This is a genomic window from Stagnihabitans sp. (assembly GCF_964946895.1).
In genome coordinates this window covers 48,775-75,773 of sequence record NZ_CBBQHX010000004.1, presented here as the reverse complement: position 1 = coordinate 75,773, position 26,999 = coordinate 48,775, and the positions used below count along the sequence as shown (strand labels likewise).

Genomic DNA, 26,999 nt, shown 5'->3' with positions numbered 1-26,999 from the left:
ATCAACCAAGGATTCTTGACTGATTCGCCGAACCGCCTGACCCCATCACGGCATCACCTCGAACCGGTCCACATCGACCATCCCATGGTCGGTGATCTTCAGATGCGGAATGACCGGCAGGCACAGGAACGCCAGCTGCAAGAACGGCTCCTCCAGCACCACCCCCAGCAAGGCCGCCGCCGCCCGCAGCTTCACCAAGTCCGCGCGCACCTCCTCAAAGCTGCCAAGGCTCATCAAACCGGCCACCGGAAGCGGAATTTCCGCCAGGATCCGCCCGCCGTCCACCACCACAAACCCGCCCTCGATCTCGCCTAACCTATTGGCCGCCAAGGCCATATCGTCATAATCTGCCCCCACCACCGCAATGTTGTGATGGTCATGGCAGATCGTCGAGGCAATCGCCCCGCGCTGCAACCCGAACCCCTTCACGAACCCGGTCGCAAGGTTGCCATTCACGCCATGCCGCTCCAGCACGGCAATCTTCACCAGATCGCGGCCAATATCCGGCCGCTTGTCCCCATCAACGGGCGGGATTTGATACGTCAGATGCTCGGTAATGATCTTCCCCGGAATGACCCCAATCACCGGAGTCTCCACCCGGTTCCCCCCGGTACGGAATTGATTTCCTTGAACTTTCGGCGCCTTCACCGAATGCCGCGCCACCGGCTCCACCGTCCCGCGCGCCGCAAAAGCCGCCTCGGTCACCAGCCTGCCACCGGCAAAGACCGCCGCCACCCGGCAGCTGTCCAGGCTATCAATCACCGCAATATCGGCCCGCTTGCCGGGCGCAATCAACCCGCGATCCTTCAGCCCGAACGCCTCCGCCGCTGAAAGACTCGCCGCCCGGTACACCGCCAAGGCTGGCGCGCCCAAGGCAATCGCCGTCCGTATGATGTAGTCCAGATGGCCATGCTCCCCTATATCCAGTGGGTTGCGGTCATCGGTGCAAAAGCACAGGTAGGGCGCCTGCCGCTCGGTCAGCAGCCCGACCAGCGCCTTCAGGTCCTTGGAAACGGACCCCTCACGGATCAGCACCCGCATCCCCTTGCGCAGCTTCTCCAGCCCCTCGGCATAAGAGGTTGCCTCATGCTCCGTCCGGATTCCTGCCGCGATATAGCCGTTCAAATCCTTGCCCGACAGCAGCGGAGCGTGCCCGTCGATATGCCGCCCGCTGAACGCCTCCAGCTTGGCCATGCAGCCCGGATCTTGCCCTAACACCCCGGGATAATTCATGAATTCCGCCAGACCGATCACCCTTGGGTGGTTCATCAAGGGGGCGATATCCGCCGCTTCAAGCCGTGCGCCAGTCGTCTCCATATGGGTTGAAGGCACGCAGCTTGACAGGTTCACCCGCAGATCCATCAACAGCTTGGGGGCGGCGTCCAGAAAGTAATTGATGCCCACCAGACCACAGACATTGGCAATCTCATGCGGGTCGCAGATCGCCGTCGTCACGCCATGCGGCGTCACACAACGGTCGAATTCGAAGGGCGTCACCAAAGAGCTTTCAATATGCAGATGGGTGTCGATGAACCCCGGCACCAGAATCTTCCCAGTGAAATCAATCTCTTCCCGGCCAGAATATGCCCCGAACACCCCCACGATCGTGTCACCGCAGATCGCCACATCGCTTGCCACCAACTCTCCGGTGATCAGGTCCAGCACCCGCGCCCCCTTCAAAACCAGATCGGCAGGCACATGTCCGCGGCCCTGTTCGATGCGGGCGGAAAGGGCAGCCGAGGGGCGAGCGTGGGTCATGGCAGTCTCCTTTTCGGGCAGGAAAGCCCGAAAGCCCCGCGGCGGCAAGGCGGATTTGGTCTTGTCGCTGCCCGGCGAGGGTGGTCAGGTAGGCCCATGCGTGACATCGAGGACCCTCCCTTCTCGCGCCCCTTGCGCGGCATCCTGCTGAAGCTGGCCTCGGTGCTGGTGTTCATCATCATGCAGTCGCTGATCAAGGCGGCCAAGGTTCCGGCTGGCGAGGCGGTCTTCTTCCGCTCGGCCTTCGCCGTGCCGGTGATCGTGGTCTGGCTGGCAATGCAGGGTCAACTGGCGACAGGTTTCCATGCAAAACAACCCCTTGGCCACTTCTGGCGCGGGCTGATGGGCACCACGGCAATGGGTCTGGGCTTCGCCGGCCTGTCCTATCTGCCCCTGCCCGAAGTGACGGCGATCAGCTATGCCTCGCCTCTGATGGTGGTCATTCTGGCCGCGATGTTTCTGGGCGAAGAGGTGCGCCTGTTCCGCCTTGGCGCTGTGGCCATAGGCCTGTTGGGCGTGCTGATCGTGCTCAGTCCCCGCCTGTCGATCGGTGCCAGCGCCAGCACGCGTGAGGCGTTTGGCGCCATGGTGGTGCTGGGCGGGGCAGTCTTCGCCGCTTTGGCACAGGTCTTCGTGCGCAAGCTGGTGCTGATCGAATCAACCACGGCGATCGTCTTCTACTTTTCGATGACCGCCACACTGCTGTCCTTGACCACCATCCCCTTCGGCTGGGTCATGCCCTCGGCCACCGAGGCCGGGTTTCTGGTGCTTGCGGGGCTTTTGGGTGGCGCGGGTCAGATTTTCCTGACGTCCAGCTACCGCGAGGCGGACGCCTCGCTGGTGGCGCCGTTCGACTATGCCTCGATGATCTTCTCGCTGGCGATCGGCTTCTTCATCTTCGCCGAGGTGCCAACCCTGACCATGCTGACCGGGGCTGCACTGATCGTGACGGCGGGCATCTTGATCATCTGGCGGGAAAGACAGTTGGGCCAGCAGCGCGCCAGATCCGCCAACGCCTTGACTCCAGACGCTTAATTCCAGCGCACCGTGATATCTGCCTGACGCGAGCCGCGCGTCACGCGGCGGATGTTGGGCATATCGTTGCCGTCAATCCAGGCGCGCGCCGCTTCGGGCGTCTTGCCGTAGAAGGCCCAGCGGTCCAGCAACCGGCGGTCAAGCTCGGCTTCCGGAACGTCGATGTAGACGGTCAAGTCGAAGAATTCGCCCAAATCGAGCCAAGGAGATTCGTTCAACAGCAGATAGTTGCCTTCGGTCACCAGAATGCGGTGGTCCTTGGTCACCAGATCGGCAGAGCCGCGCGACAGCTCCAGCGCGCGGTCAAAGACCGGGATTGCAACCTCGTCCTCGGCACTCAGCCGCGACAGCAGGTGGCGGTAGCCGGCAACGTCAAAGGTCTCGGGCGCACCCTTGCGGTGGCGCAGGTCGCGGTCGGTCAGGATGGCATCGTCGAAGTGAAAGCCGTCCATCGGGACGACGCGGGCATCCTTGCCAAGCGCTTGCACAACGGCCTCGGCGAGGGTGGACTTGCCAGCACCGGGCGGGCCTGCAAGGGCGGCGATGAACCGCCCCTGCAAATCATCCGCCTTGCGACGGATTTCATCTGCCAGCATGACGGGTGTCATGCGGCCTCGTTCAGGTCTTCGGGCAGCTTGGCCCCGGTCATATAGGCCACGGCATCCGACATCGAGTGGCGCTTGGGGTCAATGACGCACAGACGGCGTCCCAGACGGTGCACGTGAACGCGGTCGCAGACTTCGAACACATGCGGCATGTTGTGCGAAATCAAGATGATCGGAATGCCCCGGTCGCGCACATCCTTGATCAGGTCCAGCACACGGCGGCTTTCCTTGACGCCAAGCGCAGCCGTCGGTTCATCAAGGATCACGACCTTGGAGCCGAAGGCCGCAGCCCGCGCCACCGCAACGCCCTGCCGTTGACCGCCCGAAAGCGTCTCAACCGCCTGGTCGATGTTCTGGATGGTCATCAGACCCAGTTCCGACAGCTTGGAGCGCGCGAACTCGTTCATCCGCGCGCGGTCGGTCATGCGGAAGACCGAGCCGAGGATGCCGGGTTTGCGCCATTCGCGGCCCAGAAACATGTTGTCGGCAATCGACAGCGCCGGCGACATGGCAAGGTTCTGGTACACGGTTTCAATGCCTTCGGCCCGGGCATCATCGGGGCGGCGGAAGTGAACCGGGCGGCCTTCCAGCTCGATCGTGCCGTGGTCGGGGGTCACAGCCCCCGACAAGGCCTTGATCAGAGTGGACTTTCCCGCACCGTTGTCGCCGATGACGCCAAGGATCTCACCCGGGTACAGGTCGAAATCCGCGCCGTTCATGGCAACCACGGTGCCGTAGCGCTTCATCAGGCCGCGTGCCTTGATGATGGGCTGGATGTCAGGATGGGTCACTTCGAAGCCCTCCGCAGATATTGATCCAAAGCAACGGCGATGATCACAAGGCAGCCCGTGGCGAAGGTTTGCCAGTAGCTGTCGACGCCCGCCAAAGACAGACCCGTGATGAACACGCCCACGATGATCGCCCCCAGAACCGAGCCGACGATGGACCCCCGCCCGCCAAACAGCGAGGTTCCGCCGATCACCACAGCGGTGATGCTGTCAAGGTTCATCGTCTCGAACCCGATCGGGGTGATGGACCCGATCCGGCCGATCGCCACCCAGGCGGCACAGCCGCAGATGAAGCCAGCGGTGCCGTAGACCGAGATCAGCGTCTTGTCGACCGCGATACCGGACAGCATTGCCGCATCCGGATCGTCGCCCAAGGCATGCACATGGCGGCCCCATGCGGTGCGGTTCAGCACGTACCAGGCCACGGCGGCGAAGATCACCAGCATGATCATGCCGTAAGTCACCGTGGCGCCGAGGAATTTGAAATCATTGCCGAAGAACAGAAGCCCGGGGGCGTCATTCTCGATGTCGATGTTCCGGATCGATTCCGAATGCGAGTAGGCCAACTTCAGCGCCCGGAAGATCGACAGGGTGCCCAAGGTCACGATGAACGGCGGCAGCTTCATCTTGGCGACCAGAACGCCGTTGAACAGCCCCATGACAGTGCCGACCACGACGCCTGCCGCAACAGCAACGCCGGTGGGCAGACCGTTCGTGACGGCCAGATTGCCCATGAACAGCGAGGACATCACGAGGATTTCGCCAACCGAAAGGTCGATGCCGGCGGTCAGGATGATGACGGTTTGCGCCAGAGCCACGAAACCGGTGATCGTCACCTGCTGCAGCACGGTGGTCAGGGCGCCAAGCCCCAGAAACCGCGGGTTCGCGATGCCAAACCCAAGAACGGCGATCACCAGCACCAATGCGGGGATCATGGTCGGGTTATCACGCAGGAAGCCGCGCAGTTTCGCGAATGCCGATTTGTCGTCCCGGTCAAACTGGGCAACGGTCTTGTCGGCGGCTTCGAGTTTGGCCTCGAAGTCGGAAATGGTCTTGGTCGGTGTATCTGGATTGCTCATCGCCGCGGATGCCCCCTCATCAGAGCCGCTCGGGGGCCGAAACGACACCCCGGTATACAGAAGGGCGACTGTAAAGCCGCCCTTCCATTAATCAAGTCAGTCGAGAAGGTAGATCAGCCCCAGCAGAGCTCGGTGCCCTTCTTGGTGTCGATCGACTTCACGCCGTCAACCGGCTTGTCGGTCACCAGGTTCACGCCGGTGTTGAAGAAGGTCAGGCCATCGGTTGCGGCCGGCTTGGTGCCGTCCTTGGCGAAGGCGACGATCGCTTCGATGCCCTTGGATGCCATCAGCAGCGGGTATTGCTGCGAGGTGGCGCCGATGATGCCGTCCTTGACGTCCTTGACGCCCGGGCAGCCGCCGTCAACCGAAACGATCAGAGCGGTCTTGCCAGCAGCCTTCAGAGCCTGAACGGCGCCTTCAGCAGCGGGTTCGTTGATCGTGTAGACCACGTTGATGTCCGGGTCCTTGGCCAGCAGGGTTTCCATCGCGGTTTGGCCACCCGGGACCGAAGCTTGCGAGGATTCGTGACCGATGACGCGGGCGTCCTTTTCGGAACCCATGACCTTCAGGTCCGGAACGTCGATGCCGAAGCCCTTGAGGAACCCGGTGTCACGTGCGACGTCAACCGAGATGTTGTCCTTGTTGATGTCGAGCATTGCGATCTTGGCGGAGGCCGCCTTGTCGCCGAGGGTCGCCTTGGCCCACGAACCGATCAGCGTGCCGGCTTCGAAGTTGTCGGTCGCGAAGGTCATGTCCTGCGCGTCCTTGTCGGCGAGCGGGGTGTCGAGCGCGATCACCAGGATACCGGCAGCGCGTGCCTTCTTCAGGTCCGGACCAACCGAGTCGTTCGACGGGGTGATCAGGATACCCTTGGCGCCAGCCGCGACGCAGTTTTCGATCGCGGTGATTTGCGGACCAGCGTCGCCGTCTTTTTCGCCTGCGTAGGCTTGGAAGTCGAGACCGGCCTTCTTCGCGGCAGCCTCAGCGCCTTCCTTCATTTTCACGAAGAAGGGGTTGGTGTTGTTCTTGGTGATCAGGCAGGCCAGATCAGCAGCGGAAGCGGAACCCGCAACCAGAGCCAGCGCGGCGGCGCCCACGAGGGCGGCAGCTTTGAACTTCATTGGTAGTCCTCCCAAGGAAGGGGGATGTTTCCCCCGATGTAAACTTTGTCGTCCGGTGTAAGGTTGGCCCTCGATCCTGACGATGCGGGGGAGATAAGCTGATTCCCAAAGCTACGTCAAGCATAAATAAATCAGTGTGATTTATTATTGACAGCCAGGCCTTTCCCGTTGAAAGTCGCAGAGTCCCGTGTGTTGGCGGGCCCCCATTCCTTATACACTGGTGACGACGATGCTGATCGGTATTCCTGCTATTCTTGGCCCAGAGCTGCTGTTCACGCTGCGCTCGATGGGCCATGGAGACGAGATCGCTCTGGTCGATGCCAACTATCCCGCGCAGGAACACGCCCGTCGACTTGTGCGCGCCGATGGTCATGGAATGATGGCAATGCTGGAGGCCATTCTGGCCGTGATGCCGCTGGACCGTGCCGTGCCGGAAGCCATCTTCCGTGCGGCGCTCAACAACGATCCGGCCCAATCCGGCCCCTTCCATGTGGCCGTCGATGCTGCGTTCGGAAGACTTGCCCCGGGCTACAAGGTGACACCGTTGCAGGGCGCAGATCTTTATCCGCGCATCCGCGCGGCCCATACAATTGTTGCGACCTCTGAAACCGCCTTCTTTGCGAATGTGATCCTGCGCAAGGGCGTGATCGGAGCGGATGGCCGCCCGGTATAATCCAGGCGGCAGGACATTGACGGCAGGACGATGCAACTTCAGCAGGAGACGCCCAACGAACGCGCGATGACAGAGGTGGCCGCCCCGCGTGGCACCAACCAATCCGGCATGCGCGATTACAACGAGCGGCTGGTGCTGTCTCTGGTCCGTCAACACGGCGCGCTTGCCAAGTCCGACATCGCCCGCATGACCGGGCTGTCGGCGCAGACCGTGTCCGTCATCATGCGAGCGCTGGAGCAGGACGGGCTGTTGCGGCGGGGCGAGCCGATCCGGGGCAAGATCGGCCAACCCTCGGTGCCGATGTCTTTGGTGGCGGACGGCGCTTTCTTTCTGGGGCTGAAGATCGGGCGGCGTTCGGCGGACCTGGTTCTGGTCGATTTTCTGGGGCAGGTCCGCTCGACCCATCGGCGGGTCTATCGCTATCCGACGCCCGATGCCGTGGTGGGCTTCGTGGCCGAGGCGATGCCGGGCGTGCTGCGGGCCCTGACCGAAGAGCAGCGCGGACGGATCGGGGGCCTGGGTGTTGCGATGCCGTTCCAGCTGTGGAACTGGGTGCAGGCTTTGGGCGCACCGCAGGCCGAGATGGATGCCTGGCGCGACCGCGACATTCAGGCGGAACTGGCCGGGATCACCGGTCTGCCCGTCTTCGTGCAGAACGATGCGACATCGGCCTGCGGGGCGGAACTGGTGTTTGGCACGGGCGAGCGGCCGAAGGATTTCCTGTATTTCTACTTCGGCACCTTCATTGGCGGCGGTCTGGTCTTGAACGGCCAGCTTCATCTGGGGCGCACCGGAAATGCGGCGGGTGTCGGGCCTTTGCCGGTGCCGGGACCGGACGGCAAGATGGTACGGCTGTTCGACAGCGCCTCGATGGCGTCGCTTGCGGCGATGATGGAGGCGTCGGGAGAAAGTTCGGACCATCTGTGGGAGCGGCCGGACCACTGGCACGTCTCGGAGCGGTTGCTGCGCGAATGGGTGGAGAAGGCGGCGCAGGGCCTGGCGGGGGCGATCCTTGCGGCCTCGACCCTGCTGGAAATCGACGCGGTGTTGATCGACGGCTGGATGCCGACCGCGGTACGGGCGATGGTGACCCAGCGGACCCAAGAGGCCTTCATGCGGCTGGACATGTCGGGGATTTCGATCCCGCAGATCCGGGAGGGCACCGTTGGGGCACAGGCGCGGTCGTTGGGAGCTGCAGCAATTCCGCTGAGCCAGCGCTATCTGATTGACCAGAATGCGGCGTCCCGCGGCGCGTGAGATTGCACGCGTGCAATGACAGTTAAGTCATTGACTTAAAAGACATTCGTGGTCCTGCGTTAACGCTTTGTCAGGGATTTTGCCGATAGCGTGCACGATTTTTCTGCGAAAAATCGCAGCGACGAATTTTCGTACAAAAATTCGGAATCAGATTTTTCAAAGAAAAATCATGGGATTATTCGCCGCGAGGGAAACGTTTGCTTTCCTCAAGGATGTTCAGGTTCATGTGGTTGCGCATGTAGCGCTCTGATGCGGCGCGCAGCGGCTGATAGTCCCACGGATAATAGCTTCCGTTGCGCAGGGCTTCATAGACCACCCAGCGGCGGGCCTGCGACTGGCGGACCTCGGCGTCATAGGCGGCAAGGTCCCAGCGTTCGTCGGCGATCAGCTGGAAATGCGCAAGGATTTCGGCGGCACGGGGGTCGGCAGCAAGGTTCTGGTCTTCGTCAGGGTCGTTGGCGAGGTCGAAGAGCAGGTCGGGGTCGGCGGCGCAGCGGATGTATTTCCACGCCCCCTGGCGCAGGGCGACCATGGGGGTGATGGTACCTTCGGCGGCATATTCCATGGCGACCGGGCTGGTGCGGGGGGTGCCGTTGGCCAAGGGGACGAGGCTTTCGCCATCGGTCCAGGGCATGACCTCCTCCATCGAGATGCCGGCCAGATCGCAAAGGGTTGGCGTGACGTCGATCGTGGACACGGGGGTTTCCTCCAGATGCGGCTCCAGCCCCGGCGCGCAGATCATCAGGGGAACGCGGGATGCGCCTTCGAAGAAGTTCATCTTGAACCACAGGCCCTTGCGGCCCAGCATCTCGCCATGATCGGACACGAAGACGATGATCGCCTCCTGGCGAGAGGCCTCCAGCGCCGCGAGGATTTCGCCAATCTTGTCGTCGACGTAGGAGATGTTGGCGAAATAGCCGTGGCGGGCGCGGCGGATGTGGTCTGCCGTCACTTCAAGTCCGCGCCAGTCACAGGCGTCCATCAGGCGCTTGGAGTGGGGGTCCATCGCGTCGTAGGACAGTTGGGTTGGCGGCTCCAGTTCGGGGGCGCCTTCGTAGAGGTCCCAGTATTTCTTGCGGGCGACGAAGGGGTCGTGCGGGTGGGTGAAAGACACCGTCAGGCTCCACGGGCGGGGGTCGAGGCCGCGCGACAGATCGTAGATCTTCTGGGTGGCCTGGTGGGCGACGTCATCGTCATATTCCAGCTGGTTGGTGATCTCGGCCACGCCGGCGCCGGTCACCGATCCCATGTTGTGATACCACCAGTCGATCCGCTCACCGGGTTTGCGGTAATCCGGGGTCCAGCCGAAGTCGGCGGGGTAGATGTCGGTGGTCAGGCGCTGTTCGAAGCCATGAAGTTGATCGGGGCCAACGAAGTGCATCTTGCCTGACAGGGCGGTCTGATAGCCGGCACGGCGCAGGTGGTGGGCGAAGGTGGGAATGTCCGAGGCGAATTCGGCGGCGTTGTCATAGACCCGCGTGCGGCGCGGCAGGGCGCCGGACATGAAGGCGGCACGGGCCGGAGCGCAGAGGGGGGATGGCGTATAGGCATTGGCAAAGCGCACGGAACGGTCGGCCAGTTTGCGCAAGTTGGGGGCGAGCAGGAAAGCGGCGGGGCCGTCGTCAAACAGGGTGCCGGTCAACTGGTCGACCATCAGGATCAGGATGTTGGGTTTGGACATTTTGGCCCCCTTCGCTGCGCGTTCTGCCATCGGTGGCGTGGGTTGGCCGCTTCGGCAAGAGGAGATTGTGGCGCAGCTTTCAGTCATGTCGTAATCAGGGCGCAGAATGCCGTTTCAGGACAGGGGATTGCAGCTATCCTGCCGCCTCATGGCACTGTCTGGGGAGGCACCAATGACCATACGCACCGAGTTCCCGCACCGCATTGTCGAAGAGTCGGATCTGGGGATCGTGATGTCGGACGGCTGCCGTCTGTCGGCGCGGGTCTGGATGCCGGAGGATGCCGGGACGCATCCGGTGCCGGCGGTGCTGGAATATATTCCCTATCGCAAGCGCGACGGCACTTTGCCCCGGGATGAGATGATGCATCCTTACGTGGCCGGCCATGGCTATGCCTGCGTGCGGGTGGACATGCGGGGGAATGGCGACTCGGAAGGGTTGATGGCCGACGAGTATACCATTCAGGAGCTGGCCGACGCTTGCGAGGTGATCGAGTGGCTGGCGGAGCAGCCGTGGTGCAGTGGCACCGTGGGGATGATGGGGAAGTCTTGGGGCGGGTTCAATTGCCTGCAGACGGCGTTTCTGCAGCCGCCGGCGCTGAAGGCGGTGATCTCGGTCTGTTCGACCACCGATCGGTTTGCCGACGATATCCACTACAAGGGCGGCTGCCTGCTGGGTGAAAATTTCGGCTGGGGGGCCGTGATGCTGTCTTATTCCAGCCGCCCGCCAGACCCGATGCTGCGCAGCGACTGGCGGGAGATGTGGCTGGCACGCCTGGAGGCGGAGCCTTGGCTGGCGCCGCGGTGGGCGGAGTTGCAGGAACGGTCGGACTATTGGAAGCACGGCTCGATCTGCGAAGATTACGCGCGGATGCAGGTGCCGGTGTTGGTCTGGGGGGGCTGGGCCGACAATTACATGAACACGGTAAGCCACATCGTGGAGAATGTCCCGGGGGCCAAGGGGATTGTCGGGCCTTGGGTGCACCAGTATCCGCATACGGCGGTGCCAGGGCCCAAGGTGGGGTTTCTGCAGGAAGCTGTGCGGTGGTGGGATCGCTGGTTGAAAGGGATTGCCAACGGGGCGGAGGATGATCCGGCCTATCGGGCCTATATGCTGCACTCGCAGGCGCCGGATGCGAGTTCGAAACACCGGGCGGGGCATTGGGTGGCGGAGGGGGTCTGGCCCTCGGCCCGGGTGTCGCGAAAGGTTCTGGGATTGCAGTCTGCGGCATCAAGGCCGGTGGGGGGCACGGCTTCGGGACCCGCCGTGGCGTATCTGGGCCCGGGTGACGGGGAAAGCATTTCGGGGGTGATTGCCTCGCCGCAGCATCTGGGGATGAACGCGGGGGAGTTCTTCCCGATGGGACTGAACGCCGAAATGCCGGGGGATCAGCGCGGCGATGATGCGCTGAGCCTGTGCTTTGACGGTGATGTGCTGGCGGCGCCGCTGGAGCTGCTGGGGGCGGCGCGGCTGACACTGCGGATGGCCTCGGACAAGCCGCTGGGGTTTGTGGTGGCGCGGTTGTGCGATGTGGCGCCGGATGGCGCCTCGGTGCGGATTGCGCATGGGATGTTCAACCTGTGTCACCGGGAGAGCCGCGAGGAGCCCAAGCCCCTGGTGCCGGGCGAGGTGGTGGAGGTGTCCTTTGCCATTGACCAGATGGCCTATCGGCTGGCGGCGGGGCATCGGCTGCGGCTGGCCCTGTCGAATTCGTACTGGCCCTTCGTCTGGCCCTCGCCAGAGGCAGGCGTTCTGACGGTGACGGGCGGCAGTCTGGATCTGCCGGTGCATGTGGGTTCCGAGGAGGAATGGCAGCCGCCGCCGGCAGAGACGGCGACGCCCTGGAGGCATCGGGTCCTGCGGCCCGGCAAGGTGGGCCGGCGGATCGAAACGGACCTGCTGACAGGCGTGCATCGGCTGATCGTCGAAGATGACACCGGCGATCTGGAGAACTTGGACCACGGGCTGGTCACTGACGAGACGTTGTCCGAACTGTGGGAAATTGCCGCCAACGATCCGACTTCGGCCCGGGCGGTGCATGTCTGGGAACAGCGACTGTCGCGCGGGACTTGGGCCGTGCGGACCAAGGCGGAGGCGGAGATGACATGTTCGGCCGACGAACTGCGCATGACTGCCAGACTGACCGCCTGGCAGGGAGACCGTGTGGTCTTTGAACGTGTCTGGGATGACAGCGTCGAGCGCCGGTTTGTCTGAGCTTGGGTCGGTCTGGCCAGGGACGGGGAGTGCGGCAAGGGCCTGAGAAAATAGTCCTTGGTCCAAATGGAGAATCACGTTTTATTGATTCAGCAATCAAGAAAAACCCGGGGACCCGGGAAGCGAAACAGGGAGAAGAAGATGTCCAGTGAACTGAACCACCTGCTGAGCCTCACCGCGGCCGGCAAGATGAACCGTCGGGAATTCGTGGGCCGGGCCGGGGCCCTTGGCGTGTCGACCGCGATGGCGGGGGCGATGCTTTCGACGGCGGCCCATGCTGATACGCCGGTCAAGGGCGGCGTGCTGCGGGCGGGTGTGCAGGGCGGGCAGTCGACCGACTCTCTGGACCCGGCGCTGGCCGCGTCCGACGTGCCGTTCATGATCAACTCCACCTGGGGGGAGACGCTGGTCGATGCTGGACTGAAGGGCAAGGTTGAACTGCGGGTGGCCGAGGACATCTCGTCCAACAAGGACGCGACAGAGTGGAAGTTCAAGATTCGCAAGGGCGTGGAATTCCACAACGGCGCCACGCTGACGGCCGATGACGTGATCGCCACGCTGAAGCGCCATACTGATGAAAAGTCGCAGTCGGGCGCCTTGGGTCTGGTCAAGGGCATCAAGGAGATGAAGGCCGAAGGTGACATGGTCACGTTGACGCTGAACGCGGCCAACGCCGACCTGCCCTTCCTGATGGCCGACTATCACCTGATCATCCAGCCCGGTGGCGGTGTCGACAATCCGGCGGCGGGCATCGGCTCGGGTCCTTACAAGATCACGGAGAATGAGCCGGGCGTGCGTACCGCCTTTGAAAAGCATGCCAACTATTGGGACAGCAACCGGGGCTTTGCCGATCAGGTGGAAGTGCTGTCGATCAACGACAACACCGCACGCACCGCAGCCATTCAGGCCGGTCAGATCCACATCATGACCCGGATCGACCCCAAGATCGTGGAAATGCTGAAGGGCGACAGCAATGTGGTGATCGAACGCGCCGCAGGTCCGGGGCATTACGTCTTCATCATGGAGTGCAACAAGGCGCCCTATGACAACAACGACCTGCGGATGGCCTTGAAACTGGCGATCAACCGCAAGGAAATGGTCGACAAAATCCTGGGCGGCATGGGATCGGTTGGCAACGACTTTCCGATTGACGCGGCCTATCCGCTGTTTGACGACTCGATCCCGCAGCGGGAATACGATGCGGCGGCGGCGGCGGCGGCTTACAAGAAGTCGGGGCATGACGGCTCTCCCTTGATCCTGCAGGTCGCACCGGGCGCTTTCCCGGGGGCGGTCGAAGCGGCGCAACTGTTCCAGGCCTCGGCCAATGCGGCGGGCATTCCGCTGCAGGTCAAGCTGGAGCCCGATGACGGCTATTGGACCAACGTGTGGAACGTGGCGCCGTTCTGCGCCAGCTATTGGGGTGGGCGTCCGGTGCAGGATCAGATGTATTCCACCGCCTACCTCTCGACCGCGGATTGGAACGACACCAAGTTCGTCGACAAGCACTTCGACGAGGTGCTGATCGCGGCCCGGGGGGAACTGGATCAGGACAAGCGCAAGAAGATGTACAGCGAGCTGGCCAACATCGTGCGCGACACCGGCGGTCTGATCTGCCCCATGTTCAACGACTGGGTGGAAGGTCGCCGCAAGGAAGTGGGCGGCTGGGTGGCCAACCCGGCGGGCACGCTGATGGACGGCAAGGCGCTGAGCATGTGCTGGCTGAACGCCTGAGGCCCCATTTATAGGAGCCCTCATGCATCCCCTGTTCAAACTCGTGGTCCAGCGCATTGCGCTGGGCCTGATATTGTTGCTTGCCGTGTCAGTCGTGATCTTTCTGGGGGTCGAGATGCTGCCGGGTGACACCGCGCAGGCGATCCTCGGCCAATCGGCGACGCCGGAGGCCTTGGCGAACCTGCGAGAGTCTTTGGGGCTGAATGAGCCGGCCTGGCAAAGGTATTTCACCTGGCTGGGGCATGCCTTGCAGGGCGATCTGGGCAAGGCCCTGACCAACAAGCAGGACATCGCCCATGCCATTGGCCAGCGGCTGGGCAATACGCTGTTTCTGGCCGTCTGCGCCGGGGTCATTTCGGTGCCCTTGGCGATTGGATTGGGGCTGCTGGCCGCGCGATATAACGGACGGTGGCCCGACAAGCTGATCTCTGGCGTCACACTGGCGACGATTTCCCTGCCGGAGTTCGTGGCGGCCTATTTCGTGATCTTCCTGCTGACACAAGTCATTCCGATCTTTCAGCCCGTCTCGATGGTGTTTCCCGGCATGGGGTTCTTTGCGCAACTGAAGGCGGTGGCGCTGCCGGTGATCGTGCTGGTGATGGTGGTTCTGGCCCATATGATGCGGATGACGCGGGCAGCGATCCTGAACGTCATGCAATCGGCCTATATCGAGACGGCGGAATTGAAAGGCCTGTCGCCGATGCAGGTGATTTGGCGCCATGCCCTGCCCAATGCGATTGCGCCGATCATCTCGGTTGTGGTGATCAACCTGGCCTATCTGGTGGTGGGTGTGGTCGTGGTGGAGGTGGTTTTTTCCTATAACGCGCTGGGTCAGTATCTGGTGGATCACGTCGCCAAGCGAGACCTGCCGGTGGTGCAGGCGGTCGGGATCATCTTCGCTGCGGTCTATATCGGGCTGAACATCCTGGCTGACCTTGTCGGCATCATCGCCAACCCGCGGCTGAGGCATCCGAAATGAAAATACCGCTGTCAGCCCTGATCGGGATCGTGGTGACCGGGGCTTTCGTGCTGGCCGCCGTTTGTGCGCCGTGGATCGCGCCCTATCCGATTGATGCCGCCGTGGGCGGTGTGTGGGAGGGACCGTCGGCGAAGTTCTGGCTGGGCACCGACACGATCGGCCGCGACATCCTGTCCCGGCTGATCTACGGCGGGTCGGTGACGATCTTCGTGGCGCTGGTGTCGTCGTTGCTGAGCTTCGGGATGGGGGCCTTCTTTGGGTTCCTTGCCGCAACGCGCGGCGGCTGGATCGACACGGGCCTGTCGCGGCTGGTCGATCTGATGATGGCGGTGCCCTCGCTGATCGTGGCCTTGGTGGTGCTGTCGGTGCTGCCGTTGAACCTGACCGTGCTGATCCTGGTGATGGGCGTGCTGGATTCGACGCGGGTGTTCCGGCTCAGCCGGGCGGTGGCGGCGGACATCGCGGTGATGGATTTTGTCGAGGCCGCCAGACTGCGCGGCGAGCGGCAGGGCTGGATCATCTTCCGCGAGATCCTGCCCAATGCGATGTCGCCCTTGGTGGCCGAGTTCGGCATGCGCTTCATCTTTGCGGTGCTGTTCATCTCGACGTTGTCGTTCCTGGGCCTTGGCATCCAGCCCCCGCTGTCGGACTGGGGCGGAATGGTGCGGGAGAACAAGGATGGTCTGGTCTATGGAAAGGCAGCGGCCCTGATGCCCGCCTTGGCCATTGCCGTGTTGGCAATCTCGGTCAACCTGGTGGCGGACTGGGTGCTGTCGAGGACATCGAGCCTCAAAGGAGGTCGCGGTGGCTGATTTGCTGGAGATCAAGGGCCTGCGGATCGAGGCGACGGCCTATCCTCCCGGTGAAAAGCCCAAGCATCTGGTGCTGGTCGATGACGTGTCGGTCTCGCTGCAGAAGGGCCGCGTGTTGGGGCTGATCGGCGAGTCGGGTGCGGGCAAGTCGACCATCGGTCTGGCCGCCATGTCATATGGCCGGGGCGGCGTGCGGTTGACGGGCGGGCAGGTGCTGCTGAACGGGCGCGACATCCGCACGGCCGATGCGCAGGGTTTGCGGGCGCTTCGGGGCAAAGAGGTGACTTATGTCGCCCAATCCGCCGCTGCCGCCTTCAACCCAGCCAAACGGCTGATGGAGCAGGTGATCGAAACGGCCCTGCTGCACAAGGTCATGTCACGGCCCGAGGCCGAGGCGCGGGCGGTGGAATTGTTCCGCAAGCTGGGCCTGCCCAACCCCGAGGGTTTTGGTCGCCGCTATCCGCACCAAGTCAGCGGCGGGCAGTTGCAGCGGGCGATGACGGCGATGGCCTTGTGCCCCAAGCCTGACCTCGTGATCTTCGACGAACCCACGACCGCTTTGGACGTGACCACGCAAATCGACGTGCTGGCTGCGATCAAGGAGGCGATCCATGACACCGGCGTCGCCGCCATCTACATCACCCATGACCTTGCCGTGGTGGCGCAGGTCGCCGATGACATCATGGTGCTGCGGCACGGCAAAACGGTGGAATACGGCTCCACCGACCGGATCATCAATGCGCCCGCGCAGGCCTATACGCAGGCGCTGGTCTCGGTGCGCAGCATTGACCATACCGAGAAGGCGCCTGCGGAGCCTGTTCTGCGGGTCGAAGGGGTGACGGCGCGCTACAGGGGCACCAACTTTGACGTTCTGAAGAATGTGAATGTCGATGTGGCGGCAGGGCAAACCCTTGCCATCGTTGGCGAAAGTGGGTCGGGCAAGTCGACGCTGGCGCGGGTGATCACCGGGCTTCTGCCCGCCTCGGCTGGCCAGATCACCTTTGCCGGGCGGCAATTGTCGTCCGATCTCGCCAACCGCAGCAAGGACGATCTGCGCGAGGTGCAGATGATCTACCAGATGGCCGACACCGCGATGAACCCTCGGCAGACGGTCGGTACCATCATCGGGCGGCCGCTGGAGTTCTATTTCGGCCTGAAAGGCGAGGCCAAGCGCGCCCGCGTGCAGGCGCTTCTGGAAGAGATCGAGATGGGCAAGGGGTTTGAAAACCGCTACCCGGCGGAACTCTCGGGCGGACAAAAGCAGCGGGTCTGCATTGCCCGGACGCTGGCAGCCAAGCCCAAGCTGATCATTTGCGATGAGGTGACCAGCGCCCTGGACCCGCTGGTGGCGGATGGGATCCTGAAGCTTTTGTTGAACCTGCAGGCCATGGAGGGTGTGGCCTATCTGTTCATCACCCACGACCTTGCGACTGTCAAAGCCATCGCCGACAAGATCGCCGTGATGTATCGTGGCGAGGTCGTGCGGTATGGCCAGAAGTCCGATGTGCTGGCCCCGCCATTTGATGATTACACCGATCTTCTCTTGTCCTCGGTTCCCGAGATGAAGCTGGGCTGGCTGGAGGGCGTGCTGAAGAGCCGCAAGATGGAAAGCGCAGGGAACTGAATGGCGAAGCTTCTGCTGATCATTCTGGACGGGGTCCCCTACGCCAACTGGCGTCGATTGTTCGGCAATCTCGAAGGTTGGGTGGCATCCGGCGAGGCACGGGTGTGGAAGATGCGCTCGGTTCTGCCCTCGACCTCGGGCACCTGCTATGCCTCGATCCACACCGGGCTTGCGCCGCAGGTGCATGGCATCTGGGGCAATGTCACGCGGCGGCGTCTGGAGTTTCCGGATGTGTTTTCCGAAGCCACCAAGGCCGGGCTGAAGACGGGGGCGGTGACCCACAGCTTTTGGTCGGAGTTCTTCAACCGGTATCCCTTCGATCTGGTGGAAGACATGGAATATGACGAGCCGGGTGGCCCGATCACCCATGGCCGCTTCCACACCATGACCGGGGATAGCAGCTACAATCAGATGACGCCCGCGGATGTCGATCTGTTCGCCACGCTGACCATGTTATGCGAGAGAAAAGGCATTGATTACGGCATCTTGCATACCTGCACGCTGGACAGCCTGGGCCATCGCTTCTACCACGACTGCGAGCAGATGGACGACGCCTGCTACCGGATGGACGAGGCTTTGGCGGGTTTCCTCGCCCGGTGGCGCGCCGGTGGCTATGAGGTCATCGTGACCGCCGACCACGGGCAGGATGCGCGCGGACATCATGGCGGCACCACCGAATTGCAGCGCGAGTTTGCGCTGTATTACTTTGGCACGGCAGAGGGGCCCGGCAAGGATGTGGTGCTCGATCAGCTGGCGCTGGCGCCGACGATCCTCGCTCGGTTGGGGGTGAGGGTGCCGGAGACGATGAAGGCCCCGGGGTTCCTGTCAGTCTGACGACAAGAATTTTCGTACGAAAATTCGTGAGGTGATTTTTCGTACGAAAAATCGTCATCGGGCGTAGGTCGCGCCCTCTTCGTCGAGGATCGCCTTGATCTCGGCAAGGTGAAAGTTGGCAAAACCGGGATAGGCTTCCCATTCCTGCGCGGTTTTCTCGGCCACGTCATCTGACAGAACCCGCAGCGGACGGCCGGTTTGCAGGGCGCGGATATAGGTCTCGGCCGCCCGTTCGAAATAGGTCAGGCGATTGAAGGTTTCGGCCACGGTTTGCCCGATGATCAGCACGCCGTGGTTGCCCATGATCATCGTGGTGATTTTCGGGTCTTTCAGCATCTGGGCACAGCGTGCACCCTCGTCGCCAAAGGCCATGCCGCCGTAGTGACCGTCGACGACATGGCGGTTGAAGAACATCGCAGAGTTCTGGTCGATCGGCGGCAGGGTGCTGTCGGCAAGGCTGGCCAGAACCGTGGCGTGCATCGAATGGACATGCATCACGCAGCGCGCATGCGGCAAGGCGCGGTGGATCGAGCCGTGCAGACCCCAGGCGGTGGGGTCGGGCGCATCCGGGCGCTCCATCGTCTTGGGGTCGTTGGCGTCGATTTCCACCAGGGACGAGGCGGTGATCCGGCTGAAATGGCGGCCGTTCGGGTTGATCAGGAACCGCGTGCCCTCGGGGTTGACGGCGAGGGAGAAGTGATTGGCCACCGCCTCGTGCAGGTTCAGTTTCACCGTCCAGCGGAAGGCTGCGGCCATGTCGGTGCGTTCGGTCCAGTGGGTCAGGTTGGCGTGTTGGTTCATGGGGCGTCTCCGAAAGGCCAGTCCCCCTGAGCGAGGGCGGACAGGGCGGTTGTGATGCGGGCAAAGCTGGCCTTGGCGCGGGGCACGGTGTGGCGGGCGCGCAGATAGCCGTGAACGAGGCCGGGCTCGAGAAAGCTGACAGCCCGGCCACCGGCGGCGCGGATCGCTTGGGCATAGGCCCCGGCATCATCGCACAAGGGATCACAGGCGGCGCCGAAGGTGACCGTGGGTGGCAGATTGGCGAAGCTGGTGTCCTGCAGGGGCGAGACGGTGGGATCTGCCGCCGGAGCCGTGCCAGCGTGCCGGATGCCCGCATAAAACAGCACATCGTCACGGGTCAGCATCGGGGCATTGGCATGGGCCAAGTAGCTGCCCGCGTTAATATTTCCGCCCAAGCCGGGATAGATCAGCACCTGACCCAGCACGCGCACGGCGGGCGCGTCGCGCAAGACATGGGCGCAGGCGGCGCACAGGTTGCCGCCTGCGCTGTCGCCGGCCAGCAGGATCGGACCATCCGCCGCCAAGATCCGGGCCACCGCCAGTGCGTCATCCAGAGCGGCCGGGTGCAGGTGTTCGGGTGACAGGCGGTAGTCGGCGCAGACCACGGTCAGGCCAGTGGCGGCGCGGATCTCGGCGCAGACGTCGTCATGGCTTTGCAATCCGCCCACCACAAACCCGCCGCCGTGCAGATACAGGACCACCGGCGCTGCCCCGGCGAAGACCCGGCAGGGGACACCAGCGATCGGACGATCCTCGGCCATGACACCGACCGGGTATCCGCGGTGGAAGCTGCGGCACATCGCGTCGTAAATGGCGCGTTGCTGCGCGATTGAAAGTCCAGCGGCATCGGGGGGATAGGCGTCCTCGCTGGCCTTGATGAAGGCCCAGGTCGGCGCGTCGATCAGGGTCGTATAATCCATGGCACCTCCGGGGTGGCCCCGCGCGTCTGGCCTGCGCCCGGCAACTTTGGCGCAAACCCGACCGAGAGACAACAGGGCAAGCCCAAGGCAGGCGCGCACCAATCCTGCCCAACTTCGCCCTCATTGCTGCCCCATCGGGTTGCTAGACCGCTGCTATGGAAACAGAAAGTGACCACCATGAACGCGATCCATTCCTTCAATGACCACGATGCGATCCCGGCAGGCTTCGGCGTGCGCGTGCTTTTGTGTTGTGCGGACGGTGCGAATGGCGCCGTGGCGCGGCGTTTGGCCAGCCTTGGCGCGAGGGTTGAGGTCATCGACGAGCTTTTCACCGCCCTGTCGGAAGTGATCGATGATCCGATCGGCTACGGCATGCTGGTCTTGAACTGCGACAACACGATCCCCGATGGTCTGGAAGGCGGGCGCCGGGCGGTCAAGATGATGGCGCAGGTTCAGGGGCGTATCCCCGTGATTCTGGTCTCAAAGGACTGCGTCGTGCAAAGCTTCCCGGAAGACCGCATGGCCCCGACGGAACTGCGGGCCCCCTTGTCGCTGCTGTCGCTGCGGGTAGGCTTTGAACATGCCTTGCAGGAAAGGCTTGCCTATCTGGCGGCTTGAATGAGAAGGGCGCGCACCGGACCGGCACGCGCCCTTTGCGTCAGCCGGCCAGATCAGGCCAGCGAGATGTTGGTGGCAGATTCGCGGCCATCGCGGCCGGCTTCGATGTCGAAGCTGACAGCCTGACCGTCCTTCAGCCCGCGCAGACCAGCGCGCTCCAGCGCGGTGATGTGCACAAACACGTCCTTCTTGCCGCCCTCAGGGGCGATAAAGCCGTAGCCTTTGGTTTCATTGAACCATTTCACGGTGCCCTTGGCCATCGTGAACACTCCTGTCATTTTGCCGCCCGCGTAATTGCGGCGGCCCGGCCCCGTCAGCTTTGGATCGAATGCTGTGGCCGAATTTGGTGGCAGACAGGTCGATAGAGATAACGTCGCGGGGATTCATATGAGGGCAAGCGGGCCTCAAATCAAGAAAAATCCTGAACCGCCTTCGGGAGCGGAACCTTCCCGCACAGGGCCACGGCGCCTGCTTGACGTGGGTCAACGCGGGGATTGACCCAAGTCAAGGCCGGTTGCCCAAATTTGAGGCAGGTTGTGGCAGGGCCCAAGGGCCGCTCAAGCGAAGGATGAAGACCATGACCCACCGGATTCTGTGTCCGATCGACGGGACCGACCATGCTGCCCATGCCGTAGATGTTGGTGCGGATCTGGCCACCAAATATGGGGCCGAATTGCTGCTGTGCGTGGTGAATGTCGCCCATGGCGGCGGCCGTGGTCCCTTGATCCACCATTGGAGCGACGCCGACGCCCAGAAGATTCTCGACGATGGCACGGCGATTGCCAAGGCCAAGGGCGTTACCCCTGCCGGCACCGCGATCGTGATTGACCGCGAGGCCGCCACCGGGATCGTCGCCTATTCCGAGATGAACAAGGTCGATCACATCGTCATGGGCACCGGCGACAAGCGCGGATTGTCCCGTCTGGTCTTGGGGTCGGTTGCCGCCGATGTGGCGGGACGGGCGCACTGCTCTGTCACCATTGCGCGCTAAGTCATTGATATCACGTTGATCCTTCGGAGCTGGCCTTTGGGCCGGCCCCTTTGTCATCGCGACATCGTGACAAGGTCGTCAGACTAAGGTCTGGATCAATACCCCGCCCGATCCGGTACCCTTGGCCCGACAGGCGCCGCTTGGGGCGCTGTCCTTGGCGAGACCGGGGCCTGACCGGTTGATCCCGCCACGCTGCGGCGGAGCGTTTTTCCGCCGGGGGGAAAATTTGATGACTCGCATGACGCTGCTGACCACGCTGTTTGCCACCGCGCTTTTGGGCTCGACCCTGGCCGCGATGGCGGGGATGATCATGGATGCCAAGGGTAACACCTTGTATATCTTCGACAAAGACAAGGGCGGCGTGTCGGCCTGCTATGACGCCTGCGCCACCAAATGGCCGCCCTATCTGGGCAAGGCCGACGACAAGCTGACCGAGGGCTGGACCTCGGTCGACCGCACCGACGGCACCAAGCAATGGGCCTATGACGGCAAGCCGATGTATTATTTCGCCGGCGACAAGAAGCCGGGCGATGTCAACGGCGATGGCATGGGCGGCGTGTGGCACGTGATTAAGGAATGATGAAGACCTGAGCGCAACGGGGCGAATCGGCGGAATTTCCGTGGTTAACTAGGGACTTCAGCCGTTTCGCCCCGTCTTTTTTGCGTCGGTTTCCCGTCAGGTTTGCGTCGGGTTTGCGTAGCTACAGACCGTGCCGCACCTTGCGGTTAACGCAACGCCCGCTGCCGTCTCAGAAGATGTGAAAGACGTAAAGCGCGATGATGACGATCAGCGGAACGCCGAGCAGCCAGGCGATGATGCCTTTCATGGGGACCTCCTTTTGGTGCGGCAGGACAACGCCGCGCGGGCGAAAACGGTTCCGCCCCACTGCGGTGGGCCCGCGGAACGCTAACCTGAATTGGCGCAAGGGCATGGCCAGGGCGTAGTCTGATCCGGCACACACCGTGCGATGGGAGATGACAGATGGACAAGGACCGGATCGCAGGCTCGGCCAAGGTTGTGGCGGGCAAGGCCAAGGTGGCCGTCGGCAAGGTGATTGGGGACAGCAAGCTGCAAGCCGAGGGTCAGGCGCAGAAGGTTGAAGGCAAAGTGCAGAACGCCGTCGGCGGCATCAAGGATGCGGTGAAGGGGAAGTAGGAGCGGGGCAGGCCCAAACCTACGGTAGGGTGCGTGATGTCACGCACCTTTTCGCCGGCGTTGCGGTGCGTGCGAGCACGCACCCTATGGCTGGCTGTCGTCGAGCATCTTGGAGCCCCAGCGCATGACCTGGACGCCGCACATGAATGTCCCGCTCAACGCCCCGATTGCGAGCGGGACTACGCCGATTTTCCAGACCTGAAGCAACCCGAAGATCCAAGCGGGGATCAGGCAGGTCAGGCGCAGCACGAGGACGGCGTCAGAGACCCTGCCCCAGCGGCGGGTATTGAAATGCTCTTCCCAGGCCATTGTACCCTTCGAAGCGCAAAGGGCGGGGTCGCCCCGCCCTTTTCCCTTATCTCGTGAATTTCTTATACTTCACCCGGGTCGGCTCGATGCTGTCCGGGCCGAGGCGGCGGACCTTGTCCGCCTCGTACGCCTCGAAGTTGCCTTCGAACCATTCCACATGGGCGTCGCCTTCGAAGGCGAGGATGTGGGTGCAGAGGCGGTCGAGGAAGAAGCGGTCGTGGCTGATGATCACGGCGCAGCCGGCGAAATCTTCGATGGCGGCTTCCAAGGCTTGCAGGGTTTCGACGTCAAGGTCGTTGGTCGGTTCGTCGAGGAGGAGGACGTTGCCGCCGGATTTCAACAGCTTGGCCATGTGGACGCGGTTGCGTTCACCGCCGGACAAGAGGCCCACTTTCTTCTGCTGGTCGGTGCCCTTGAAGTTGAAGGCGCCGCAATAGGCGCGGGAGTTCATGTCGAAATCACCGAGTTTGATGACTTCGGCGCCGCCGGAGACTTCCTCCCAGACGGTTTTGTTGGGGGCCAAAGCATCGCGCGATTGGTCGACGTAGGCGAGTTGGACAGTGGTGCCCAGCGTGATGGTGCCCTCGTCCGGTTGCTCTTGCCCGGTGATCATGCGGAACAGGGTGGATTTGCCGGCGCCGTTCGGGCCGATGACGCCGACGATGGCGCCCGGGGGCACGGTGAAGGACAGGTTTTCGATCAGCAGACGGTCGCCCATGTGTTTCTTCAGGCCGACGACGTCGATCACCTTGCCGCCGAGGCGTTCGCCGTTCGGGATGATGATCTGCGCGGAGGTGGAGCGTTCACGGACGGTCTGGGTTGCCATCTCGTTATACTTGGAGATACGGGCCTTCTGCTTGGCCTGACGGGCGCGGGCGCCGGCGCGGATCCATTCCAGTTCCTTCTCCATCGCCTTTTGCTTGGACTTGTCCTCGCGCGCTTCTTGGGCAGCGCGTTTGGCCTTTTGTTCCAGCCAGGCGGTGTAGTTGCCTTCGTAGGGGATGCCGCGGCCGCGGTCGAGTTCCAGAATCCAGCCGGTGATGTCGTCAAGGAAATAGCGGTCGTGGGTGACGACGAGGATGGTGCCCTTGTAGTCGATCAGGTGCTGTTGCAGCCAAGCGATGGATTCGGCGTCGAGGTGGTTGGTCGGTTCGTCGAGGAGAAGCATGTCGGGGGCGTCGAGCAGCAGTTGGCAAAGCGCCACGCGGCGGCGTTCGCCACCGGAGAGGGATTCCACATCGGCGTCATCGGGCGGGCAGCGCAGGGCTTCCATCGCGACGTCAATCTGGGAGTCGAGGTCCCAGAGGTTTTCGGCGTCAATCTCATCCTGCAGCCGGGACATTTCGTCGGCAGTGTCGTCGGAATAGTTCATCGCCAGTTCGTTGTAGCGGTCGAGCTTGGCAACCTTGGACGCGCAGCCGAGTTTCACGTTGTCGCGCACGTTCAGGGTCGGGTCCAGCACCGGTTCCTGCGCCAGATAGCCGACGCGGGCGCCCTTGGCGGCCCAGGCGTCACCGGTGAAATCCTTGTCGATGCCCGCCATGATGCGCAGCAGGGTGGATTTGCCGGAACCGTTGATGCCCACCACACCGATCTTCACGCCGGGCAGGAAGTTCAGCTTGATATTCTCGAAGCACTTCTTGCCGCCCGGGTAGGCCTTGGAGACGTTGTCCATGTGATAGACGTATTGATAGTTGGCCATGTGCGTGCTCCGGGGGAGGTCTTGGGGAAAGAAGGTTTGGCGCGTATGTAGCGACAAGGGGCCAGCGCTGCAACGGTTACAGGGCCTTGGCGAACCAATGGGTCGAGGGAAAGCCGGAATAGGGGGCGGTTTTCTGCCAGCCGGCGCTTTGGTAGAGGGCGATGGCTTCGGTCAGGGCGGCGTTGGTGTCGAGTTTGAGGTGGGTGTAGCCCAAGGTGCGGGCCTGGGATTCGATCGCGGCCATCAGGCGGCGGGCGAGGCCTTGGCCGCGGGCATGGGGGGCGACCCACAGGCGCTTGACCTCGGCCGTGGTGGCGTGCAGCGGGCGGAGGGAGACGCAGCCAAGCGCCTTGGTGTCACGCCAGGCGATCAGGAACTGGCCTTGCGGCGGGCGGTACGTGTCGGCATGGGGGTCTGGCAGGGGGAAAAGCTCTGCCGTCACGGCGTCAATCTTGAAGGCCAGCAGGTCGAAGTAGTGCCGCAAGCACCAGAGGGCGGCGGGATCGTCGGGGTCTGCGGATCGGATCGTGATGGGGGAGGCGGACGACATCGCGGGCTTTCGGTCTGGGGTCGCGCCAAGACTAGCCAGAGGCCATGCAAAGGCAAGCCAGGGGCTTGCTTGCATTTCACCTTGACCCTGCAAGCAAGCCCCTGAAACATGGGGCAAAAGCAGGGGGGCAGGCTTCAGGATGGTTCAGGGCTTTCCGCCAGCGTATCGGGGCATGGTTGTGGGCCTGTTGGGCGGGTCGTTTGACCCGGCGCATGAGGGGCATGTGCACATCACGCGGGAGGCGTTGCGGCGGATTGGGCTGGACCGGGTGTGGTGGCTGGTGTCGCCGGGCAACCCGCTGAAGGCGCGGCAGCCGGCGCCGATGGCGGCGCGGATCGAACGGGCGCGGGCGATGCTGGGGGATGATCCTCGGGTCGTGGTCAGCGACCTTGAGGCGCGGTTGGGGACGCGGGCCACGATTGATACCATTCGGAAGTTGCAGGCGCTGTATCCGGGGGTGAAGTTCGTCTGGCTGATGGGGGCGGACAATCTGGTGCAGTTCCATCGCTGGCGGTCTTGGCGCGATATCATGGCGCGGGTACCGGTTGCGGTGATGGCGCGACCGGGGGCGGGGCTGGCGGCACGGATGTCGGTGGCGGCGCGGGCGTTTCGCAGTTCCGAGGTCGCGAGGGCCGAGGGCTTGGGGGACAGGGCGCCGCCGGCGTGGTGTTTTGTGAACATGCCGCTGCATGCGGCGTCGTCGAGTGCGATCCGGGCAAGGGGCGAGTGGCGGGTGCGGAAGGGGAAATGAATGCTGAACATTGATCCGAAGGTCTATGTGACGCGCGAGGTGTTTCTGGCCGAACGCGAGAAGCTGTTTGCCACCTCGTGGCAGCTTTTGGGGCCGGTGGCCAAGCTGGCCGAGCGGCGGTCTTATGTGGCGACCGAGATTGCCGGGATGAAGGTGTTTGCGGTCCGGTCCAACGACGGGGTGCTGCGGGCGTTTCGCAATGTCTGCCGCCATCGCGGGGCGCGGTTGCTGCCCGAGGGCGAGGGGACCTGCGGGCCGATCCGCTGCCCCTATCACCAGTGGCAATTCTCGGACGCGGGGGAGTTGCTGAAGGCGCCTTGGTACGGCGAGGAGCCGGGCTTTGACATGAAGGATTGGCCGCTGGAGCCGATCAGCATCGACACGTGGCGCGGGCTGGTCTTTGTGGCGATCAAACCTGCGTGTGCACTGCACGCGCAGTTGGGCGACACGGTGGCGGAATTGGCGGAGGAGCCGATCGAAAGCTATGTCCCGGTGCGGACCGAGCGCATGGTGTTTGACGCCAACTGGAAGATTTACACCGATAACTTTGTGGAGGGGCTGCATATCCCCGGTATCCATCCGGCGTTCCACGCGGCGATTGACTTCGACGCTTTCGAGACCTCGGCGCATGACGGGCTGGTGCGGATGACGGCACCGCCGAAGGATGGGTTGTGGTATCGGGGCAAATGGCTGTGGATGTGGCCGAATTGGACTTTATCCTTGTTTTCCGGGGGGATGAACACCAGCCGGATCAACCCGATCGACGAGAACCGGACCGAGTTGATTTACAACTTCTACTTCGCCGACACCTCTGACGCCCATGCGGCCGAGCGGGAGCGCACCATTCAGGGCACCTTGGGCGTGGTGCGGGAGGATTTTGAAGTCTGCGTCGAAACCCAGAAGAATTATGCCACGGGGGCCTATTCTCCGGGTCCGCTGTCACCGCGCCACGAGCGGGGCGTGGCCTATTTTCAGGGCAAGGTGGCCAGCGTTCTGGGGCTGTGACCCAGTT

At 63.1% G+C, this 26,999-nt stretch carries 27 protein-coding genes; 15 read left to right on the top strand and 12 right to left on the bottom strand.

The window, feature by feature from the left end; all coding sequences use genetic code 11:
• Nucleotides 1–45 precede the first annotated feature (45 nt).
• Complete coding sequence (gene ade, locus AC1Y2B_RS03790; protein ID WP_482251722.1) at nucleotides 46–1,758, bottom strand: adenine deaminase; 1,713 nt, start codon at nucleotides 1,756–1,758, stop codon at nucleotides 46–48.
• 96 nt (nucleotides 1,759–1,854) lie between these two features.
• On the opposite strand from ade, the gene AC1Y2B_RS03785 reads away from it, so the two are divergent.
• The gene (locus AC1Y2B_RS03785) at nucleotides 1,855–2,793 is read left to right on the top strand and encodes a DMT family transporter (protein WP_482251721.1); all 939 of its coding nucleotides are present in this window, start codon (nucleotides 1,855–1,857) and stop codon (nucleotides 2,791–2,793) included.
• Here AC1Y2B_RS03785 and AC1Y2B_RS03780 read toward each other — a convergent pair.
• From AC1Y2B_RS03780 to AC1Y2B_RS03765, 4 genes are all read right to left on the bottom strand, one after another.
• On the bottom strand, nucleotides 2,790–3,401 hold the full coding sequence (locus AC1Y2B_RS03780) for a nucleoside/nucleotide kinase family protein (RefSeq protein ID WP_482251720.1): 612 nt from the start codon (nucleotides 3,399–3,401) through the stop codon (nucleotides 2,790–2,792). The two genes, AC1Y2B_RS03785 and AC1Y2B_RS03780, sit on opposite strands and share 4 nt — an antisense overlap.
• On the bottom strand, nucleotides 3,398–4,174 hold the full coding sequence (locus tag AC1Y2B_RS03775) for an ATP-binding cassette domain-containing protein (protein WP_482251850.1): 777 nt from the start codon (nucleotides 4,172–4,174) through the stop codon (nucleotides 3,398–3,400). The genes AC1Y2B_RS03780 and AC1Y2B_RS03775 overlap by 4 nt, the downstream gene beginning before the upstream one ends.
• 11 nt (nucleotides 4,175–4,185) lie before the next feature.
• A complete protein-coding gene (locus tag AC1Y2B_RS03770) occupies nucleotides 4,186–5,265 on the bottom strand; it encodes an ABC transporter permease (RefSeq protein ID WP_482251719.1) in 1,080 nt (359 codons plus the stop codon).
• 113 nt (nucleotides 5,266–5,378) lie between these two features.
• On the bottom strand, nucleotides 5,379–6,386 hold the full coding sequence (locus AC1Y2B_RS03765) for a substrate-binding domain-containing protein (protein WP_482251718.1): 1,008 nt from the start codon (nucleotides 6,384–6,386) through the stop codon (nucleotides 5,379–5,381).
• 229 nt (nucleotides 6,387–6,615) lie between these two features.
• On the opposite strand from AC1Y2B_RS03765, the gene AC1Y2B_RS03760 reads away from it, so the two are divergent.
• Nucleotides 6,616–7,059 carry an RbsD/FucU family protein gene (locus AC1Y2B_RS03760; protein WP_482251717.1) on the top strand — a complete coding sequence of 148 codons (444 nt, stop codon included), beginning with the start codon at nucleotides 6,616–6,618 and terminating at the stop codon, nucleotides 7,057–7,059.
• Between the two features lie 30 nt (nucleotides 7,060–7,089).
• Complete coding sequence (locus AC1Y2B_RS03755) at nucleotides 7,090–8,316, top strand: ROK family transcriptional regulator (protein WP_482251716.1); 1,227 nt, start codon at nucleotides 7,090–7,092, stop codon at nucleotides 8,314–8,316.
• Nucleotides 8,317–8,491: 175 nt separating this feature from the next.
• Here AC1Y2B_RS03755 and betC read toward each other — a convergent pair whose 3' ends face one another.
• The gene (gene betC, locus AC1Y2B_RS03750) at nucleotides 8,492–9,997 is read right to left on the bottom strand and encodes a choline-sulfatase (RefSeq protein WP_482251715.1); all 1,506 of its coding nucleotides are present in this window, start codon (nucleotides 9,995–9,997) and stop codon (nucleotides 8,492–8,494) included.
• A gap of 172 nt (nucleotides 9,998–10,169) precedes the next feature.
• Between betC and AC1Y2B_RS03745 the strand changes: the two genes are divergently transcribed.
• The 6 genes from AC1Y2B_RS03745 to AC1Y2B_RS03720 all read left to right on the top strand — a co-directional run bounded on the left by AC1Y2B_RS03745 (nucleotide 10,170) and on the right by AC1Y2B_RS03720 (nucleotide 18,189).
• Nucleotides 10,170–12,209: a CocE/NonD family hydrolase gene (locus AC1Y2B_RS03745; protein ID WP_482251714.1), complete on the top strand. Its 2,040-nt coding sequence runs from the start codon at nucleotides 10,170–10,172 to the stop codon at nucleotides 12,207–12,209.
• 141 nt (nucleotides 12,210–12,350) lie between these two features.
• A complete protein-coding gene (locus AC1Y2B_RS03740) occupies nucleotides 12,351–13,940 on the top strand; it encodes an ABC transporter substrate-binding protein (RefSeq protein WP_482251713.1) in 1,590 nt (529 codons plus the stop codon).
• Nucleotides 13,941–13,962: 22 nt separating this feature from the next.
• Complete coding sequence (locus AC1Y2B_RS03735) at nucleotides 13,963–14,919, top strand: ABC transporter permease (protein ID WP_482251712.1); 957 nt, start codon at nucleotides 13,963–13,965, stop codon at nucleotides 14,917–14,919.
• The gene (locus tag AC1Y2B_RS03730; protein ID WP_482251711.1) at nucleotides 14,916–15,731 is read left to right on the top strand and encodes an ABC transporter permease; all 816 of its coding nucleotides are present in this window, start codon (nucleotides 14,916–14,918) and stop codon (nucleotides 15,729–15,731) included. Before AC1Y2B_RS03735 ends, AC1Y2B_RS03730 begins: the two co-directional genes overlap by 4 nt.
• Nucleotides 15,724–17,355, top strand: coding sequence for an ABC transporter ATP-binding protein (locus AC1Y2B_RS03725; protein WP_482251710.1), 1,632 nt, complete (start codon nucleotides 15,724–15,726; stop codon nucleotides 17,353–17,355). Before AC1Y2B_RS03730 ends, AC1Y2B_RS03725 begins: the two co-directional genes overlap by 8 nt.
• Nucleotides 17,356–18,189, top strand: a complete 834-nt coding sequence (locus AC1Y2B_RS03720) for an alkaline phosphatase family protein (RefSeq protein ID WP_482251709.1) — start codon at nucleotides 17,356–17,358, stop codon at nucleotides 18,187–18,189.
• A 54-nt stretch (nucleotides 18,190–18,243) separates the two neighbouring features.
• Here AC1Y2B_RS03720 and AC1Y2B_RS03715 read toward each other — a convergent pair whose 3' ends face one another.
• Complete coding sequence (locus tag AC1Y2B_RS03715; RefSeq protein ID WP_482251708.1) at nucleotides 18,244–18,990, bottom strand: class II aldolase and adducin N-terminal domain-containing protein; 747 nt, start codon at nucleotides 18,988–18,990, stop codon at nucleotides 18,244–18,246.
• Complete coding sequence (locus tag AC1Y2B_RS03710) at nucleotides 18,987–19,910, bottom strand: alpha/beta hydrolase (RefSeq protein WP_482251707.1); 924 nt, start codon at nucleotides 19,908–19,910, stop codon at nucleotides 18,987–18,989. The genes AC1Y2B_RS03715 and AC1Y2B_RS03710 overlap by 4 nt, the downstream gene beginning before the upstream one ends.
• A 168-nt stretch (nucleotides 19,911–20,078) precedes the next feature.
• Here AC1Y2B_RS03710 and AC1Y2B_RS03705 point away from each other — a divergent pair, with 168 nt between their 5' ends.
• Entirely contained in the window at nucleotides 20,079–20,528 is a 450-nt protein-coding gene (locus tag AC1Y2B_RS03705) for a hypothetical protein (RefSeq protein WP_482251706.1), read from the top strand.
• A 53-nt stretch (nucleotides 20,529–20,581) separates the two neighbouring features.
• On the opposite strand, the gene AC1Y2B_RS03700 is transcribed toward AC1Y2B_RS03705, so the two are convergent.
• On the bottom strand, nucleotides 20,582–20,788 hold the full coding sequence (locus AC1Y2B_RS03700) for a cold-shock protein (protein WP_482251849.1): 207 nt from the start codon (nucleotides 20,786–20,788) through the stop codon (nucleotides 20,582–20,584).
• Nucleotides 20,789–21,105: 317 nt separating this feature from the next.
• Between AC1Y2B_RS03700 and AC1Y2B_RS03695 the strand changes: the two genes are divergently transcribed.
• The 3 genes from AC1Y2B_RS03695 to AC1Y2B_RS03685 all read left to right on the top strand — a co-directional run bounded on the left by AC1Y2B_RS03695 (nucleotide 21,106) and on the right by AC1Y2B_RS03685 (nucleotide 22,675).
• Complete coding sequence (locus tag AC1Y2B_RS03695; RefSeq protein WP_482251705.1) at nucleotides 21,106–21,519, top strand: universal stress protein; 414 nt, start codon at nucleotides 21,106–21,108, stop codon at nucleotides 21,517–21,519.
• 229 nt (nucleotides 21,520–21,748) lie between these two features.
• The gene (locus AC1Y2B_RS03690; protein WP_482251704.1) at nucleotides 21,749–22,099 is read left to right on the top strand and encodes a COG4315 family predicted lipoprotein; all 351 of its coding nucleotides are present in this window, start codon (nucleotides 21,749–21,751) and stop codon (nucleotides 22,097–22,099) included.
• 402 nt (nucleotides 22,100–22,501) lie between these two features.
• The gene (locus AC1Y2B_RS03685) at nucleotides 22,502–22,675 is read left to right on the top strand and encodes a CsbD family protein (protein WP_482251703.1); all 174 of its coding nucleotides are present in this window, start codon (nucleotides 22,502–22,504) and stop codon (nucleotides 22,673–22,675) included.
• Between the two features lie 84 nt (nucleotides 22,676–22,759).
• Here AC1Y2B_RS03685 and AC1Y2B_RS03680 read toward each other — a convergent pair whose 3' ends face one another.
• The 3 genes from AC1Y2B_RS03680 to AC1Y2B_RS03670 form a co-directional block, all read right to left on the bottom strand.
• The gene (locus AC1Y2B_RS03680; protein WP_482251702.1) at nucleotides 22,760–22,984 is read right to left on the bottom strand and encodes a hypothetical protein; all 225 of its coding nucleotides are present in this window, start codon (nucleotides 22,982–22,984) and stop codon (nucleotides 22,760–22,762) included.
• Nucleotides 22,985–23,030: 46 nt separating this feature from the next.
• A complete protein-coding gene (gene ettA, locus AC1Y2B_RS03675; RefSeq protein ID WP_482251701.1) occupies nucleotides 23,031–24,686 on the bottom strand; it encodes an energy-dependent translational throttle protein EttA in 1,656 nt (551 codons plus the stop codon).
• A gap of 76 nt (nucleotides 24,687–24,762) precedes the next feature.
• Nucleotides 24,763–25,236 (bottom strand): GNAT family N-acetyltransferase, encoded by a 474-nt coding sequence (locus AC1Y2B_RS03670; protein WP_482251700.1) that lies wholly within the window; start codon nucleotides 25,234–25,236, stop codon nucleotides 24,763–24,765.
• A 139-nt stretch (nucleotides 25,237–25,375) separates the two neighbouring features.
• Here AC1Y2B_RS03670 and AC1Y2B_RS03665 point away from each other — a divergent pair, with 139 nt between their 5' ends.
• Both AC1Y2B_RS03665 and AC1Y2B_RS03660 read left to right on the top strand, forming a co-directional pair.
• A complete protein-coding gene (locus AC1Y2B_RS03665) occupies nucleotides 25,376–25,987 on the top strand; it encodes a nicotinate-nucleotide adenylyltransferase (protein ID WP_482251699.1) in 612 nt (203 codons plus the stop codon).
• Nucleotides 25,988–26,992 (top strand): aromatic ring-hydroxylating oxygenase subunit alpha, encoded by a 1,005-nt coding sequence (locus AC1Y2B_RS03660; RefSeq protein WP_482251698.1) that lies wholly within the window; start codon nucleotides 25,988–25,990, stop codon nucleotides 26,990–26,992.
• Nucleotides 26,993–26,999: the final 7 nt, after the last annotated feature.